15 protein-coding genes and 1 pseudogene are annotated in these 17919 nt (G+C 45.1%); 5 read left to right on the top strand and 11 right to left on the bottom strand.

Going from position 1 to position 17919, the window contains the following annotated elements; all coding sequences use genetic code 11:
* Positions 1-61 precede the first annotated feature (61 nt).
* The 6 genes and pseudogenes from BCT11_RS05975 to BCT11_RS05950 all read right to left on the bottom strand — a co-directional run bounded on the left by BCT11_RS05975 (position 62) and on the right by BCT11_RS05950 (position 8735).
* Entirely contained in the window at positions 62-694 is a 633-nt protein-coding gene (locus BCT11_RS05975) for a cytochrome b (protein ID WP_102387610.1), read from the bottom strand.
* A gap of 138 nt (positions 695-832) precedes the next feature.
* The gene (locus BCT11_RS05970) at positions 833-3721 is read right to left on the bottom strand and encodes an Ig-like domain-containing protein (protein ID WP_102387609.1); all 2889 of its coding nucleotides are present in this window, start codon (positions 3719-3721) and stop codon (positions 833-835) included.
* 832 nt (positions 3722-4553) lie between these two features.
* A pseudogene (locus BCT11_RS05965) lies at positions 4554-5415 on the bottom strand (hypothetical protein).
* 123 nt (positions 5416-5538) lie between these two features.
* On the bottom strand, positions 5539-6417 hold the full coding sequence (locus BCT11_RS05960; protein ID WP_102387608.1) for a helix-turn-helix domain-containing protein: 879 nt from the start codon (positions 6415-6417) through the stop codon (positions 5539-5541).
* A 224-nt stretch (positions 6418-6641) separates the two neighbouring features.
* Positions 6642-7961, bottom strand: a complete 1320-nt coding sequence (locus tag BCT11_RS05955; protein WP_102387607.1) for a peptidoglycan DD-metalloendopeptidase family protein — start codon at positions 7959-7961, stop codon at positions 6642-6644.
* 216 nt (positions 7962-8177) lie between these two features.
* Positions 8178-8735 (bottom strand): ATP-binding protein, encoded by a 558-nt coding sequence (locus BCT11_RS05950; RefSeq protein WP_102387606.1) that lies wholly within the window; start codon positions 8733-8735, stop codon positions 8178-8180.
* Between the two features lie 766 nt (positions 8736-9501).
* Between BCT11_RS05950 and BCT11_RS05940 the strand changes: the two genes are divergently transcribed.
* The 3 genes from BCT11_RS05940 (at position 9502) to BCT11_RS05930 (ending at position 13104) form a co-directional block, all read left to right on the top strand.
* Entirely contained in the window at positions 9502-10833 is a 1332-nt protein-coding gene (locus BCT11_RS05940; protein ID WP_102387605.1) for a cytochrome ubiquinol oxidase subunit I, read from the top strand.
* Between the two features lie 2 nt (positions 10834-10835).
* The gene (locus tag BCT11_RS05935; RefSeq protein WP_102387604.1) at positions 10836-11828 is read left to right on the top strand and encodes a cytochrome d ubiquinol oxidase subunit II; all 993 of its coding nucleotides are present in this window, start codon (positions 10836-10838) and stop codon (positions 11826-11828) included.
* A 274-nt stretch (positions 11829-12102) separates the two neighbouring features.
* Entirely contained in the window at positions 12103-13104 is a 1002-nt protein-coding gene (locus BCT11_RS05930) for an NADH:flavin oxidoreductase (protein WP_102387603.1), read from the top strand.
* A gap of 93 nt (positions 13105-13197) precedes the next feature.
* On the opposite strand, the gene BCT11_RS28320 is transcribed toward BCT11_RS05930, so the two are convergent.
* The 5 genes from BCT11_RS28320 to BCT11_RS05910 all read right to left on the bottom strand — a co-directional run bounded on the left by BCT11_RS28320 (position 13198) and on the right by BCT11_RS05910 (position 16620).
* Entirely contained in the window at positions 13198-13404 is a 207-nt protein-coding gene (locus tag BCT11_RS28320; RefSeq protein WP_241908988.1) for a hypothetical protein, read from the bottom strand.
* Between the two features lie 78 nt (positions 13405-13482).
* The gene (locus BCT11_RS28315) at positions 13483-13758 is read right to left on the bottom strand and encodes a hypothetical protein (protein WP_241908987.1); all 276 of its coding nucleotides are present in this window, start codon (positions 13756-13758) and stop codon (positions 13483-13485) included.
* Between the two features lie 47 nt (positions 13759-13805).
* Positions 13806-15464: a SpoIIE family protein phosphatase gene (locus tag BCT11_RS05920; RefSeq protein ID WP_102387595.1), complete on the bottom strand. Its 1659-nt coding sequence runs from the start codon at positions 15462-15464 to the stop codon at positions 13806-13808.
* 26 nt (positions 15465-15490) lie between these two features.
* Entirely contained in the window at positions 15491-15751 is a 261-nt protein-coding gene (locus tag BCT11_RS05915; protein ID WP_038878106.1) for a hypothetical protein, read from the bottom strand.
* A gap of 254 nt (positions 15752-16005) precedes the next feature.
* On the bottom strand, positions 16006-16620 hold the full coding sequence (locus BCT11_RS05910) for a glutathione S-transferase (protein WP_005450075.1): 615 nt from the start codon (positions 16618-16620) through the stop codon (positions 16006-16008).
* A gap of 283 nt (positions 16621-16903) precedes the next feature.
* Here BCT11_RS05910 and BCT11_RS05905 point away from each other — a divergent pair, with 283 nt between their 5' ends.
* Both BCT11_RS05905 and BCT11_RS05900 read left to right on the top strand, forming a co-directional pair.
* Positions 16904-17479: a TetR/AcrR family transcriptional regulator gene (locus BCT11_RS05905; protein WP_102387594.1), complete on the top strand. Its 576-nt coding sequence runs from the start codon at positions 16904-16906 to the stop codon at positions 17477-17479.
* Between the two features lies 1 nt (position 17480).
* A complete protein-coding gene (locus BCT11_RS05900) occupies positions 17481-17885 on the top strand; it encodes a PPC domain-containing DNA-binding protein (RefSeq protein ID WP_102387593.1) in 405 nt (134 codons plus the stop codon).
* The last annotated feature ends 34 nt before the right edge of the window (positions 17886-17919 follow it).

The raw sequence follows: 17919 nt of genomic DNA, 5'->3' as shown, positions 1-17919 counted from the left end.
TTTTTTCTTGTGGTTTAAAACGCTTTATTCAATGTGCGTTAAAGCGCCGGTTTCCCTGCTATCAATTTTGCTTCGACGTAGTCAGCGCCATGCTTCTTAACACATCATTCTTACTTACGAAGTGGTGTTTCAACGCAGCTGCGACGTGCAATGCCACCAGCGTCGCTAATGTGGCACAACCAACTCGATGAACCATAAAGAAAAACTCATTCACTTCGGCATTAGAAATTGGGTTTGGAATGGTAAACAGCCAAAAGAATGGGTACTCGTGCTTAAGCATTAAAAATCCACTGACAAAGACAACAAACATCACAAGATAGATGGTGCCATGGGCCAATTTAGCGATGCTTTTCTGCGTACTAGGTATAGTGCTTGGTAACTCTGGTGCCTTCCGAAAGAATGACCAACCCCAACGCACGATGAGCAACACCGCCGCAATGGTCGCGAATGACATGTTGAGCGTCGACAACACATGAAACAGTTGCGGCATATCCATCACAAACAACATGCCATAACCAGCAATGGTGGCATAGATGATGATCACCGCCATTATCCAATGTAACCATTTACTGAACGCGTCATAGTGTTGTGACGTATTGTTTTGGCGTTGGGGCGAGTCATTTTTCGGTTTGAATGCTTTATTTTGGGCGTGCGGAATCGCTTTCTGGTGCTGACCAGAATCTAGTTTTGACATATTGTCACCACTGAATTTCAATTGGAATGTGCATGGGAATACGGCGAGCGAGAAGCGTTCCCATGATGAAGATTGAAGAAATAACGGAAGGCATGAGAGCCTTCCGTCGTTCAAGCAGGTTACAAGATGAGGTGAGTACTACTTGCTTACACTGATCATGTCGTTAAAGTAGTCAACTTGTTCTGCCATGCTCAAACCTTGGTTGTTTGAACCTAGCGTCCACATGAAGAAACCACCGTAACCGTTATCTTTCTGCCACTTAGCACGGTCTAGGTTGTTTTGACGCGTTTCAACAAAGTTGCCACCTGGCGCCCATTGGCTGTTGATCGTGTTACCTAAAACAATCTTCGACTTGTCTCCAATATATTCAGCATAGTTCGCCATCGCGACGTCGTAGAGGAAGTTTCGACCTGCGTCATATGTCATTACGTTGAAGAAATCGAAGTCGTTCTTGGTTGCTTTCAGCAAATCGATCACTTCACCGTGGTGAGATGAACGGCCTGATGGTTCAATGTAAGAACAATTTTCGAACACACTCGCATCCATACACTCAACTGGGTCTGCACCTACGTGGTAAGTCGTCAGAGACAGCACTTTCGTATTGCCTACTTTCTCACGGATCAGTTTGATCAGAGCAGTCAGATCTTGGTTCTCTTTATCCGTAATACGAGCGGCTTTCTCGAAGTCGAAATCTAGACCGTCAATGTGCACGTAGCCTGCTAGCTGGTACTTACTGTAATCACAGCTGCCATCAGGTTTTGATGCAAGACATTCACCTTCCATCTCTTCTGGTGTCAGATTCTTTTTGTACACAGGGAATGGCGTATGTACCAAATCAATCAATCCAGTTGCGACCGCTTCACGGCTTTGTGGCGTGCTGATCGCTGACCATATGCTTTCGTACGTTTGACCACCAAATGCCACCATCATAGTCACGTTTTCATTGTCATGCTTAAGCGTTGACCAAGCTAGGTACTGTGTTGGCATCCAATCCGGATTGTAATCTGGTGGCGTTAGCATGCCATCAGAGATCGTGATGTTACCGCTCGCGTCCCACTTACCAAATGACAATAGGTAACCATCACCCTCTGAATTGAACAACTGCTCGTAGTCATTCAACCCCCAAGATGTTAGGTAACTGATAGAGCGATCTGGGTTATCGGCTAAACCGCCGCCACCTGTACTTTCTTTGACCGTAATGTTCGACGTTGCCGAAGTTTGCTCTTGGCTTGCTGTGTTTACCGCTTTAGCCGTGATCGTGTAAGCGCCCTTCTGTGCACCTAGCCATTCGTATTCGTATGGCGCTTCAGTGTCTTTGAATAGCTCATTACCATTTGCGATAAAGCTTACTGAAGTAATATCACCTTCGTAGCTCTTCGCGTCTGCTTTGATTGAAATCGCACGACCTTCAAAGTAGCTCGAGCCATCAACAGGAGAAGACAGCGAAACCACCAAGTCTTTATCGGTAATCGCCAGAGAAATTGGTGCGGCTTCTGCACTGGCACCTTGGTCATCGTAAGCGACAACGGTTAGCGTATATTGGCTTTCGTCTTGTGCAGGAACTGTAATGGTGTAGGTATCGCCTTGTGTAGGAGTGCTTGATGTTGCCACCACTTGACCATTCAACTGAACGTCAACACGAGCAACTTCAGTATCGTCAGTCGCATCAACAATCACATCGAACGCTTGGTTTGGTGCAATTTTTTGTCCATCTTGAGGAGATTGAACATCCACCACTGGAACTGGGTTAGGATCACATTGCCCTACTTCGTCCCACGCGTCTTTCCACGCATCCGGATAATCTGGGTGACCTGTCCCCGGCGTCCAAACTGGGTTTCCACACCAACCGGCTACGGTACATGAATAGATGTTGCCGATATTGGTAACTTCATCACCCACCTTGTATGGCACGCCATCTTCGTATTGAGGAACATCGCCACAACTGGTGCCCGTGTCCGTCACAGTAATGGTTAGGCTCTTGCGAGTAACATGTTGTTCGTCATCTTGGGCTTCTGCGCGAAGCGTTGCTGAACCCGCAGTTTGTGCAGTCCAATCACATGAGAAGTCTTGAGTCACTTTCGCGTCTAACTGACATACTTCAGCATCGTTAGCAAAGAATTTTACGGTTGCTAAGTCATCATCCGCATCGCTGACATTGGCTGAGATCGTAATCGTGTCACCTTTTTGGTGAGAAGATCCTGCATCCGGCGAAATAAACTCAATCACAGGAGGATTCGGCGCGGTAGATTCTGATTCAACCGTGACTTGTACCGATTGTTCAGTCAGCTTTTCGCCACTCTCGTTGAACGCCATGACAGCAATTGAAGCGGCACCAATTTCCGCTGGTAGCCAAGCTTGTTGATACTCGGTCGTTCCGTCTACTACAGGTTGTTCTGCCAGCTTGGTATTGTTGACCCAGAACTCTAGCTTGCTTGCACCTTCACCCTCTACGCTCGTGATGATGTCTACATTCGAGCCAGTGTAAACCACAGAGTTTTGTGCCGGCGCTAAGATATCCAATGAGAACTCTGGTGGAGGAACAACTTCACCATCGACTTTCACCACAACGGACTTTTCAAACGCATCGAGATCCTTCAGTTCACCGCCAAAAGAGATGGTTAAGGCAGCCGACTCACCAGACGCCAACTCACTGTCTACCCAAGAGCCTGCTGGGAACTTGAGCGTCACAGCGTTCAATACGCCGTCAGCTTGTGTTGTATGAGCAATCTCCCATGATGGGTATGAAAGGTGATTTGATGCCCAACCAATGTCGTTAATTGCGACAGGCAGTACGAACTCAATCACCGCCTCACGCATGTCTGCGCTGTCTGAGCCAGTGTTTTTGATGTCTAACTTATAGGTGCTCCAGTATTCGCTTTCTGATTGTGCAACCGCATCGGTGCTGAATTCCGCTGCCATGGCTTGTGAAATCGGATTCAACAATAAACCAGAACAAAGCATTGTTAACCCTAACGTGCGATAACCAATGGAGTTTGCCTGCGTAGCACTGCTCTTTCTTAGATACATAATTAAGTCCTTAGTCTTATATTAATTATTTAGGTACTGCACAAAGACCTGCAATTAACGGTTCATTTATTTTTTGCAAGCACACTTAATTTATAAATAAAAATAACCAAGGCAAAAATTCCTTCTTACTTCTGGGATAAATATCAAACTTTATCTTTCATAGCGAATAATCACTCCATTTTATAAAGCTAATTATTATATCAAGCATGTTTAAATTCATGTTAAAGAATAAACTTAATTAGCTTATTTTAATTTAACTCACAGTAGCTTTGCCACAATCAAAAGAAAGGCGTTGTTTTGAGAAAATAGACAGCAACTTCTAGAGTTCTAACAGCAAGATAGCAACAAAAGCCTCGTTTCACATTCAACAAAAAGAACTACCTCTGAGTTAAATAAAACCGTAAAAACATTAACTTAACTGTTTTTTTGTTGTAGTATTTTTCGCACAATAAATAAGTGGAAGATATAATTAAACTAATTTAATAGCCAGCACAAATAACAGGAGTGTAAAAGTGAAAAAAATCAAATAAATCGATTTTAAAAAAATTATCTGGAATTAAAGTCACACATTTTTCATGCGCTACAACAAAAATACGAAAGAGAAAAAATAGAGCCTTAATTCTATTCATATCTCATAAATGCCTTAATAATCCAGTTATCACTTAATGTCGTTAATTTCTGTACAAACAAAAGCCAAAGTTACGCTATTTTTATTTTACACCTGTATCACATTGATTTATTTTCGAACTATTATTGGGTATGTAACTCGCTTAAACGAAAAAAGAGAGCCCACAATGTGACTCTCTTTTTTCGTGCATGTTGTCTTTAGATGCTATTTAAAGCCGAACTTACCATTGCCATTCTTCCACTCAGACTTCGGTGGAATCGCTTCAATCGTGTCCCAATGCTCTACAATCTTGCCATTGTCGACGCGGAACAAGTCATAGAACGCGACATGTTGGTTCATGAACTGACCTTCACTTACTGATAACACGAAGTTCCCTTCACCGATAATCAAATGGTTCTTGCTGTATACCATCGGGCATGCCCGCTTCCGCTAATTGCTTCAATGCAACACCCAAGCCACTCAAACCGTCGGCCACCGCAACGTTGTGTTGGATGTAGTCACTGTCTTTATCACCGATGAACTTACTGATCTGAGACATATCCCCTTTCATCAGAATGGTTTGTACAAAATCAGAAACGATCGCTTTGTTCTCGTCCGTTTTGTTTACATCTGTAATTTCTGTTGCACCGTCAAATTGAGTGCGACCACTTGGATTAGGTTTCGCCACGTCTTGTAAGTTATCCCAGTGTTCGACGATCAAACCATCTTCAAAACGGAAAATATCAAAGCCCGCTTTCGGTCCGAAAAAGTCGTATTCCGTGTGCAATGCCACGTATTCGCCATCTTGAATGGTACGAATCACTTTCGCTTTAGCACTGCCTTCTGGCAGCATCTTCAATGCTTCGCCAAAGCCCGCTAAACCATCTGCAACCGCAAGATTATGCTGAATGTACTTATTTGGATTGATGTATGAAATCGCGTTTTGGTCGCCCGTTTCAATGCTTGAGATAACCGCGACGGCTTTATCACGATTCGACAATTCATCGGCATTTACAGCGAAAGAAGCACTAGCAAAAACGGTGGATGCGATAACAGAGCTAGCGAAAAAGCGAGTCAATTTGTTCATATTATTTTCCTCTTGTTGGCTTGAGAACAATAATAGGAATGAATCAAAGACTCGTCTGTGTGGATGTGCGTCGGAAAATGGTCAATATCGAACATGAACACAAAAAGGCGTTCATACTCAACATCATAACTGTGGTTCGGCGTACTGCTTCTGGAATTGGCTTGGTGTCAAATCAGTTTGATTTTTAAAATATCGAACAAAATTACTCGCATCTTCAAAACCAAAGTCAAAAGCTAACTGCTGTGTCGTAACGTTACTCACCACCAAGCGGCGCTTAATCTCTATTGTGACAAACGCGTCGATCATCTGTTTTGCGGTTAAGTTGGTTGCCAGCTTGCAGATAACATTTAACGTTTTATACGTTGACCCCATCTGCCCCGCATACCAGTTCGCATCACGGATATGTTCATAATTAGCCTGGAGCAAATCAAAGAAACGTGCAAGCTTGTAGCTCTGCTCTTTGGTTAACTTATCGTGCCTCTCTTCAGGTCTTAGGCGATGCAGCATTAGAGCGAAAGAAGAGAAAAGATACATGACGATCAATGGGTCGGAATGCTGACTTTCAATTTCCTTGATAACCTCACCAATAAGCAGTTTGGCACTCTGGCAGGTAGCTTCGTCTAAGTTCAATAATGGTGAACGAGCTTGGTTTAAGTGCGTTGGTGTGTAGTTAGGTAAACGCATGTTGGCATGCACTTGGTCTAAAAACGCTTGGGTGAAAATGATCACTTTACCGGAGGGCTTGTTGGACAAGTCGAAGGCTTGCACCTGCTCACGACGAACAAAGAGGATGCTGCCAGATTCAAACGGATACTGCTTAAAATCCACCATGTGCACACCACTGCCTTTTTCGATGTAAACCATCATAAAGAAGGTAATGCGATGCGGTTTTTGAGGTGAGTGGCTTTTGTACTCTTGGCCATGCAAGCTTTCTAGATCGAAGATTTCAATCTCTGCTTGATTCGATTTTTTATGGTCAAAGCCTACGGTTGGTATTTGCATTCACCCTCCACTCGTTACTACTTGTATTTTGGTCAATTTCAGCAGGAATGCGAATCGAACTGTATCACATCGCGCAACCAAGATAGAGTTTGAGGTGGTGAATGTCTGTCTAATCTCCCTAAACCAACACGCTGCTTAAAATAAGCCAGTTCATAAAACACATGGCTCTTAAAACACAAAGGCAAGCCGAAGCCTGCCTTTGTTCATTGATCTATGCAAAGAGTCTAAGACGTCTTTTTACCCTCGCTCGCTTTTGCGTTGCTTGCATTTTGCTCGGTAGCAACCATGTCATCAAACTCAGAAACTCGTGCTAAGAAGGCTGGTTTGTCTTTATTTGGAATCGAACTTGCCAACGGCAAATCGGCGGTCATCGAATCCACAGCACGGTTGCGCACAAGTACTTCAAAGTGCAAGTGTGGACCTGTTAAACGACCTGTCGCACCCGAAAGCGCAATCTTTTGTCCACGCTTAACATGATCGCCTTTCTTCACTAAGAAACGGCTCAAGTGCAGATAACGAGTTTTGTACACACTATTGTGCTCAATCACCAAGTATTTGCCTGCGTAAGGGTGGTTACGAACAGCAATCACTTTGCCATCACCCGTTGAGTAAACTGGCGAACCCACAGGCGTCGCGAAATCGGTGCCATTATGCGGTTGAATTCGGCCTGTTACAGGGTGTCTTCGGTTCGGGTTAAACGGAGACGTAATACGTCGGAATTGTTTGTCGACTGGATAACGGTTAAAGGCTTGCTCTAGGCTGTTTCCATCACGGTCATAGAAGCGACCATCTTCAGCCAAAAACGCTTCTACATTTTTACCACGCATCTTGATGGCAATGCCCTGCACTTCGGTATTGCCGGTTAAGTGGTCATCCACGTACTGACGACGCACCAACACATGAAAGCTATCGCCAGCACGCAGCTCGCGGGCAAAATTCACTTTGTCACGAAGCACGCGCGTAATGTTGGCAATCTGGGTAGTAGTTAATCCTTGTCGGTGCGCAGAAGATGAGAAACTGCCGTTGATTTCACCGGAGTACATTTCCTCGCGCCATTCACCCGGCTCTTCAACAAAGTCATAAGCGAATGTGCCATCGTCGTTTTGTGTATAAATCGAACGTTCGACAAGGCTTTCGTGGAAGATCACTTGTTGCAGTGTCTTGGTGTCTCTATCCACCACAAACTCAAGGTGGTCACCAGGTTTGATGGTGTCGAGTTTCAAGGAGGTTAAATCGGCTTCAAGAAGCTTTTGCGTGGTGTCGTATGGGACGCCCCATGAGGAGAAGATAGTGCTGAGTGTGTCACCTACTTTAACGAAGTAGTGAATACGTGCAATGTTGTCGTGATCTTGTGTTGCCAGTTCGGCGCTTGGTGCCGTGTCGTCTGTCTGAGCCTCATATACGTGAGCGTTCTCTAGCTCGGAATAAGGCGTGACCTTAATGGTGATTTCTTCTGGTTTCGTTTCTGCTTGATAGGTGAGATAAGCTGCAAGAGAGAATGCGGTAGCAGCGACAGCAATGAGTGAATAACGAACAAACTTCATAGTACTTGGGATAATAGGAAACAGTAATTGTTATGTTATAACATCTGAATCTAAAAATTTAAACATTGCGTATTTGAGAACTTTGTTTCTAAGCTTTTCTAGTCTCGCTAAGCGCCTATTTTGCTTAAATAAACCTTACTGTAAAAAGGGTAAATTCCTCTTACCCTCTCTATGATTGCGTGATCCCGGTTTAGTTCACTCTACTACTCGCAACTTCTATGAATTCTTTATCAACTGCCGATCTTTTAAGCGTTCGAGAATAAAATCTACGCGTTGTTCGATACTCACCGTCGGTACCTCTATCAACTCATAACCATATTGCTGATATGCCGCTACGATGGCTTGATAAGTTCTTACGGCTTCAGCAAAGTCTTGTTTTCGTTCTTTATCATTAGCAAAAATGGCTTCCCAAGGCGGAAAGATAAAGACAGGGTTGGCGTAACGTATACGCTGACACGCATCCATTAATGCTTGTGGAATGGGTAAGTTTTCTAATTGGCTATAACCGTATGAATCCACAATACAACGATCGAAAAAGACCAAATCATCACGGCACTTGTAAGCCTCATGATTTTTCTTTTCCTCTACTATCATTTCATCTCTAAAAGCGACTTTGTCTTTCCATGGTAATGCGTCACCATCGATGGCAACTTGATGTTTGATCACTTTGCGCCCCACCTCTGGCGCGCAAACGTAGCCAAGCTCAATCAGTTTTTCTATTACAGAGGTTTTGCCCGCACCTGGGCCACCTGTAAATACGATTAGGTTGTTCATGTAAACCTCGATTGTTAAAGCGTAATGTTCGCCTTCCGCCCTTTTATATCGGTCGTTGGTTATTCTCGAATCGGTGTTGTAGAAGAAGTTTGGTCTCTGAAAGAAGCCAGTTAATCAATGGGGTATCTTGAGTTTGATAGAGGTAATAGGCGTACACATCCATATTTTGCTTGGGTAAGCCTGTGCTGGAGGTAACCGTAGGATGAATAGCGACTGTCGTCATGACAATGGCGACTGGGAAGAAGGCATCAGAATATTAATGAGCGTTGAAGTTAGCCTTCGAAGAATCGGATTTCAACCCCTATTTATTCATTTTAAATAATCTTGCTCGTCCCGTTTGATAAGAGAACACGAGTATTTGACTTTCCTTCGCAACCTATCGCTATGTAACCCTATATTTGCTGCAACTCCAAGCGTATGTGCGAGTAGAAAATGAAAGCCCAAAGCGAAATATCCTTACTAAAAACCTTGTTTTTGTAATTTTATTTCACATATTACGAAGTGAGACTAAGGATAATTCGAATCCATTATCATCAAAAACCACCTCGTTACATTTCCTTTCTTTTACTCACTTCTCGCGACTATTGGCGGCATTTTGAGACAATTTCCTACACTCCTTTCTATGTCTTAATTGATATAAATCATGGTTAGAAGAAAACAGAATTACCTGTATTTCTCTATACATGAATCCAAACTGCCCGATTTTTCGTAACTAAATTACAGATAGACACGATTTTTTAGCACGGCACGTTTTTGAGGAACCAAGATGTTAGATACCCTCATGTTGTCGCGGATCCAGTTCGCGGCCAATATCAGCTTTCATATTCTCTTCCCTACCATCACGATCGCACTGGCGTGGATGTTGGTGTTTTTCAAATGGAGATATATCCGCACTCAAGCCCCCGTTTGGCTTGATGTTTATTACTTCTGGGTCAAAGTCTTTGCATTGACCTTCGCCCTAGGCGTGGTGTCTGGCATCACCATGAGTTTCCAGTTTGGTACCAACTGGCCAGGCTTTATGGAACGAGTCGGAAACGTAGCAGGACCATTGCTCGGATACGAAGTCATGACCGCCTTCTTTATGGAGGCGACCTTCCTTGGCGTGATGCTTTTTGGGCGAGGACGCGTGCCAGAATGGGTTCACACTCTTGCCACCGTTCTCGTCGCTGTCGGTACGAGCATGTCCGCATTTTGGATTTTGGTTCTCAATAGTTGGATGCACACCCCAAGTGGCTATGAGGTGATTGACGGCATTGTGCATGTAACCAGTTGGAAAGAGGTCATTTTCAATCCTTCTTTGCCATACCGTCTTCTACACACGCTATTAGCATCGGCGTTGACTGCCAGCTTCTTGATTGCAGGTATCTCGGCTTATCAAATAATGAAAAAGCCAGATCATCGCTCAGCCAAACTTGGCCTAAAAGTCGCGCTGTTTGCTGCGGCTGGATTCATCCCAATTCAAATCTTTGTCGGTGACCTTCACGGGTTAAACACGCTTGAACATCAACCTGCAAAAATTGCAGCAATGGAAGGCGTGTGGGAGACCGAGCAAGGCGCGCCTCTTCTTCTGTTTGCGATGCCAAATGAAGAAACTCGCAGCAATGATTTTGAAGTGGGCATCCCTAAGCTGGCGAGTTTGATTCTTACTCATGATTTAGAAGGCGAAATCCAAGGACTTAACGAGTTTGCGCCTGACCACCCGCCAGTGAAGCCCTTGTTCTTTGGTTTCCGCGTGATGGTTGGTGTAGGTGTCCTTATGTTGCTGGTTAGCTGGTATGGCGCGGTGAAGCTGGCACGCAAAAAAGCGCTACCTAAACCTTACCTGTACACGGTATTAACCATGACGTTCTCTGGTTGGATAGCCACACTTGCGGGTTGGTATGTTACTGAGATTGGTCGACAACCTTGGTTGGTCAGCGGGGTGCTACGTACATCAGAGGCGGTCACCACGGTTGCGAGCAGTAGCGTGATGACTTCGCTCATTATGTATTTGGCCATTTACGCTGCACTGCTGGTTGCGTACATCCATACCCTGTTCTATTTGGCGCGCAAAGACGTTGCAGCCCATGAAGTCCCACTGACACAACAAGAGGCCTAATCATGCTCGACTATCTACCAGAAATTTATCTTCTGCTGCTTGGCTTCTCGGTCTTTATGTATGCCGTGCTCGACGGCTACGACCTTGGCGTCGGTATCCTTTTACCGAGCGACAATGAAGCTCAGCGTGACAGAATGATAGCGTCTATTGGCCCTTTCTGGGACGCAAACGAAACGTGGTTGGTGTTAGCCGTTGGTATTCTGCTGATTGCCTTTCCTACCGCTCATAGCTTGATTTTGACTGAGCTTTATATGCCGACCGCCATCATGCTGATCGCTCTGATCATGCGTGGCGTGGCGTTCGACTTCCGCGCCAAAGCGAACTCGGATCATAAACCTCATTGGGATTGGTGTTTTAGAATTGGCTCGTTAGTCACTGCTCTGACTCAGGGTTACATGGTCGGTCGTTACATCATGGGTTTTGAGCAATCAACCGAAGCATTTGGCTTTGCATGGTTAAGCGCACTTTGTGTAACAGCGGCGTACGTTTACATTGGTGGCGCATGGTTGGTACTAAAAACGGAAGGTGATTTACAGATACGTTCGGCCCGTTGGTCTCGTCGTGCTGGTTGGTTGGCGGCTTTGGGAATCTTAGTCGTGAGCGTTGTAAACCCGATTGTAAATCAACAAGTCGCCCTGCGTTGGTTCAGCTTCCCAGAAGTCTTGTTGCTTGCACCCATTCCGTTGATTGTGCTGGCAACTATCTTCCTCGTTGATCGCTATTTGCGTCAGGTTCCAATGGTGAATGATCTGGGTGTGCGCTGGCCTTTCTTTGGTGTCACCGTCATTTTCGCCTTGAGCTTTCTCGGTCTTGCGTACAGCTTCTTCCCAGAAGTTGTGCCGGGGTTGATGACCGCACAAGAAGCAGCCTCCTCGCCGGCAACGTTAATGATTGTGGGCTACGGTGTGATGATTGTTATGCCGATGATATTGCTTTACACCTTCATGGTGTACCGAATTTTCAAGGGCAAAGCGACAGAGCTCAGCTACAAATAACGACCATAGTAGACACGCCGCTGATCTAGCGGCGTTTTAACAACACCCTTTCAAGCTTTGATAGCTCAACGATTAACTGGTGATCTCATGAAACGCTGATTACGTAAGATAAGCCTCTGAAAAGCAGTCAATATTGGCTGCTTTTTGATTATACTCAAGTAACCTCAAAATTCTTGGGTAATAACGCTAGGCCTTTAGTTCTTAAGTTTCACTTAATGAATAACACTCTCTGGCTTAAAATGACGACGGAATTACAGATATTACGAGGGACCGTATGACCCGCTTCTCTTCATTGACAGTTGCGCACCACCACTTGAAAAACCGCGTTGTTGTGCCACCAATGGCATCTCAAACCTCCACTACCGAAGGTCTCGCAACTTCAAGCACCATAAAACACTACGGCAAACTGGCACAATCCGGTGCAGGTCTTGTTATGGTTGAATACAGTTTTGTCGATTTTTCTGGACGAAGTGAACCGAACCAATTGGGCGCGCACAGTGATGACTGCGTGGAAGGAATGAAAGCGATCGCCCAAGTTATCCACGATCACGGCGCAAAAGCAGGCTTTCAAATCACGCATTGCGGTGGCAAGGCAACGTTAGAAACCTGTCCAAATTTAATGGGACCTTCCGGAATAACCGTACCCGCTTACGACCGTGTGTTACCGCAACCGAAAGCGATGACGTTGGAAGACATGCATATTTGGCGTAAGCAGTTCATCGATGCAGCGCTTCGTGCCGACAAAGCCGGTTTTGATTTTGTTGAACTGCACTGCGCACACGGCTATGGATTAAACCAAGTTCTCTCTCCAGTCACGAACCAACGTGATGACCTATACGGTGGTTCATTAGAGAACCGCTCTCGTTTAGTGGTCGAGATCATCGAAGCAATCAAAGCCAAGAGCAATATTGGCATGATGGTGCGCATTCCAGGTCAGGACCTTTACCCAGAAGGATTAACGCAAGAAGACATGGTGAAAGTGTGTAAGTTATTCATTAACGCTGGCTTGGATTTGATTAACGTCTCATCGGGTATTGGTGGTTGGAACCGTCCTAAAGACCGCCGCGGCGAAGGCTTTTTAGTCTCAGAATCCGCTTTTCTAAAACAAGCTGACTTGGGTATCCCAATCATTGGTGTGGGTGGTATCGAGAGTGCCGAATACCTCGACCAAGCGGTCAACAACGGTTGGCTCGATTTGGCTGCCGTCGGTCGTGCCATATTGAAAGATCCCCTCGCCTTTAATCAGCAGATCATGCAAAAAGAGGTCAGTGCTTAACAGTAAGCTCTTCTCCCCAAAAAACACGTAAATGCCGAAGCGAACTGCATCACTTCAGCATGTTTTTTTCGCATGCTAAATGCAAGAGAAGATTTACCACTTCACAATGCCCAACGTAACTTTAATGCCGCCAACCAACGTCGAGCCACCATAGCCTTTCGCCAAGCGCAGCAAAGTGTCGTGAAAGCCTAGATTCGGAAAGGCCGCCTCTACTTCTGCGATGACCTCTTTGCTTAATCCTTTACGTGCACTGCCTTTGGTTGCATCTACCCAATCAGCTTTCCGACACGCTTCAATCACTTTCTCATTCGGACCTTTATAAGGCGATATCTTGTGATGCCAATGAATCGCGCCACTAAGAGCATCCGGGTCAAGTCCTCACTCAAAATGTTCGTTGTCAGCAAGTGCGCATGCTTCCGAAGGCTCCAAATACGCAAGTTCATGATCTGTCCATAATCCAATATCGTGATAAACAAACGCCGTTTCCACCAGCTGTTCATATTGCTCATCGTTCCCCAAAAAATGCATTGCATACGTAATGGTTCGATAAACATGATTTCGATAGCCAGGAAAGTCATCACCAATCTGGTCTTTATATTTAGCAAACAGCAATTCAACACGCGGCCGCTCTTTTATTATCTCAATTTTGGACATGGCCCCAGCTCCAATAAATGACATGTAGAGAGTATAGTTGTTGTGAGTTAACTGACTTTTTTAACTACAGAAAAACAACTTCGACCCGCTTTATGAGAGACTGTAAACGCATCCGTCATCTGGGCAATGAGCATCAAACCTCGCCCTGAAGGCATCCAACTCTGTTCATCAAATAGATTTGGCGTCTCAATTTGCTTTGAGGTGTAACTTTGGAAGGTTTCATCAGAAATGCGATTGCCATAATCAAATACACGCACTTCTATGTTGTGCTGCTCACCTTGTGTTAGTTCGCACTCTAACTCGACCGTTTTTCCGGTTTGTTCTTGATAGGCATGGATGAAAGCATTGTTCATCAACTCAACCACACACAACTCTAGGGTTTGCATGGCATGAGAAGAAACCGAATGTTGTTGTAGGAACTCAACCAATTCGAGACTCGCTTGGCGTGAAACTTCTAAAGACGCTTGATAGGATTTCTGGAATACCGCACTCGGCGAATTGACGGCTTGCGACTGCCTAGAACGCAACCATTGCACTTTCAACACGCTCACATCATCGTCGAGTTCCAGTTTTCCTTGCCAGTTTTGCACTTGCTCCAAAACGGCATTGGTTTGTGCCTTTTCTGGCATCGCTTGACTCCCTTCAATGTTGGATAGCAGTCGGTCAATGCCGTAAAGCTCCTCACCTTGCTTGGCCTCTATTAGGCCATCGGAGAAAAACCAAAGGGCGTCATTAGGCTTAAGTTGAATACGTCCACCTTGGTACGTCATCGGCTCTAATGCCCCGACAATGAAGTTGTTGTCGCCAACAAGTTCCAAGCGGTTTTGTTCCGTCTGTTGCCAAACGAATTTAGGGTGTCCTGCAGTGCAATAATTCAGCTCACCGGTTTCGGTGTTCAACACGGCGTATTCGATAGTGAAGTAAAGCTTGCTGTTTTGCGCTTGTTGGTAGCGCCGATTAAGCCTTTCAATCACAGCGGCAGGCTCACTGATGCGGTATTCATTGTCGCTCCAGTCTAACGTTATGGACTCCGATTGGTGACGTTGTGACAAAGTTTGCTGGACTGAAAATGCCATCAGTGCTGAAGAAATACCATGGCCCGATACATCAAATACGTAGAAAGCAACATGTTGCTCATCAAGCTCGACATAACCAAACATGTCGCCACCGATCTTGGAACAAGGCACATAAGTAAAGCTGAATTTTGCCGTGTGAATTTGTTCTTCCATTGGTAATAACTGAGTCATCAAATCACTCGCAGCGTCGAGATCTTGTTGAATAGTTTGATAGGCTAAATCGAGCTCTTGGTTTTTTGTCGTGAGCGTATTGTGCAGTTCTAAGGTACGAAAACCCGCTCGGATGCGCGCTTGTAGTTCCTCTACAGATGTCTTCTTGTCGACAAAGTCATCGGCGCCTGCGTCCATGCCTTTGATGATGGATTCTTGATCGTTACGGGAAGAGAGAAGCACAAAGAAGATATAGCGAGAAAACGCCGACGATTTAAGCTCACGGCAAAGCTCAATGCCACTGATGCCCGGCATCATCAAATCACTGAGGACAAACTGAATGTCAGTTCGGTGAGTCAGCACTTCTAACGCAGACTCACCATCTTCAACGGCAATGACCTCGTACCCTTGCTTTTGCAGTGCGCTGGTCATATAGAGCAACACCGTTTTACTGTCATCGACCAACAAAATTGATTTCATAATGCTCCCTGCTTATGACGCAGTGCCTAACGAAGGATGGCGTTAGTGGACTGTTCGTCTCTAAATCGAGTGTAATCTTCTGATAATAGTTGGTGTTGGTAACGGGTATAAGACAACGCCTCATTCGAGACAACGATTTGGTTTTCTTTTTCCACCAGTTGCCCGCGCAGCAATTCAATTTGTTGATGTTGTTGAGTGTGGTTTTGATACATCGCAACTAATCCACACACAGACGCTACGAGCAGCGTACACAACACGCCATTGATGGTTTTACTTCGAACACGCATAACCTCTCCTTGTCGCTTGGTGTCCTTCATTACTTGGTGAAGTCCAATAATGATTGGGACGTCTACAAACTAAGAACTCAAGGTTCCAAAACGCCGTGAGAGCCAATTGATGTTGTTTCATTAATAGAGTTAATTATAGGAGAAAGGCAGAAAAAGAAGAGAAAACCCGATAAAATTGAAGATCTTTGCGCTTAAAACGACAAAAAGCAGCAAGTCTACAAAAGCCTTGCTGCTCAGAAAAATCACGCTAGAAGTTAACCTTGAAACGCTTCACGCACCGATACTTGTTCAAACCAACGCGCAATATTTGGGTAGGTTTCGAACACTTCAATACTCAAGCCATTTACGGCAAAACCAACAAAAATGTAGCCGGTAATGTCTACGATGGTGAAGTTGTCCGTGGCGATATGCTCGCTTTCTGATAGGCGCTTGTCGAGAATTGGCAGGAATTCTAATACGCGAGATTTCGACTCGTCACCCCACGCAGCAACACAGTTTTCACGATCTTGGTAAATTGCTGTGATATTGCGAAACGCCTGAAAAGCCGTGTACAAGCCTTGGAATTCGACAACGCGATGCCACATTTCCACCTGAGCACGTTCGAGTTGGTTAGCACCAAACAGCGCCAGATCATTTTCAAACGCTTCATCTAGGTAGCGACAAATCGCCACGCTTTCACAGATCGTCGTGCCATCATCCAGTTCTAGCAGAGGCACTTTGCCATTCACGCTTTTCGATTTAAACGGTTCAGATAGGTTATCGCCCTCACGAACGTTCAGCGCAATTCGCTCAACCTCGCCACCGATTTCCTTTAGAAAAATGCTAACTCGCTTACAACTTGGAGTCATTGCGGTTTCATAGAGCTTCATTTCACATCCTTTTATCTTTTTCTAACCGATTGGTTAGGATATACTGTAGCCAGTTTATAAACGATCAGTCAAGAACTTCACTATCAAAAATTTTCAAACAGCTGTGGGTCTGTTTGCTGAGCGAGATTTTTGATGCCGTTTGTGAGTTCACATGAATTTGGGGGCTGATACCCAAAATAGATGGGTATTCATCATATTGGTTCAGTTCGAACGCTAGAGGTTCTCTGTACCATCCCTCCAAAGCAATTTAATTATCCGATAAGCAGGCCCAGGCAGGTAATTTATGGCAAGAAAAGCCAATTTCGACCGAGATGAAAAGCTTCTCGTGGCTATGGATGTGTTTTGGCGCAAGGGCTTTGCGAACACGTCTATCTCGGATCTCACAGACGAGTTGAACATCAACCGCTTCAGTCTTTACAACACCTATGGTGACAAGCAACAGCTCTACTACGAAGCGCTCGATACCTACTTGAAAAAGGTCTCGCTACCGTCACTGAATGATTTGGAAAAAGACGACGCGTCTTTACCTGAGTTGGAATCGTTCCTTAAATCTTTTGCTGAGCTGCAGCGCAAACGCAACTGTGGGTGTTTTATCCAAAATGCGTTGATTGAGCACGCTGGGGAAGACGGTGATGTACTGCGCAAAGGGCATTTTTTGTTTGACCATCTTATCGACATCATTGCGGATGCGCTGACCAATGCACAAAAAGAAACCTTAGTGCCGAAAACGCTGAAACCAGAAGAGCTTGCTCGTTTTGTTCTCAACAACATGCAAGGCATGCGCGTACTTGGCAAAGCCAAACGTTATGCCGACTTGGATACGGCGCTTTCCTGCTTGCTGGTTTTGATTAGGAAATGACATGTCGATTGAAGTGATAGCGGTACGTCTTACCAAAGGCATGGACTTAAAGCTCAGCCTTGCGAAATTGGTCGAGCAGCATGGTATCAAAGCTGGCTCGATTGCCTCATGCGTTGGCTGTGTCTCTGACCTCAACCTTCGTTTGGCAAGTGCAGAGAGTACGTTAACCAAGCAAGAGCCATTTGAAATCGTCTCTGTGATGGGAACCCTAACGCCTGAACATCAACACGTTCATATCTCGGTGTCTGATCGTGAAGGACGAGTCTGGGGCGGGCATTTAATGGAAGGCACGGTTATTGATACCACCGCAGAATTGATCATCCATTCTTACTCAGAACTTGAGTTCACTAGAGCGATGGACGACTCGACTGGCTATATCGAACTACAAGTGAATCCTTCCAAATAGTAAAAAGCTTCAGAGCCATACTGTACTGTCTCTG

Source organism: Vibrio sp. 10N.222.52.B12, assembly GCF_002875385.1.
In the GTDB taxonomy this organism is placed as follows: Bacteria; Pseudomonadota; Gammaproteobacteria; order Enterobacterales; family Vibrionaceae; genus Vibrio; species Vibrio jasicida.
Note: the sequence above shows the minus strand (reverse complement) of the source record. Positions and strands in the feature narration are given on the sequence as shown.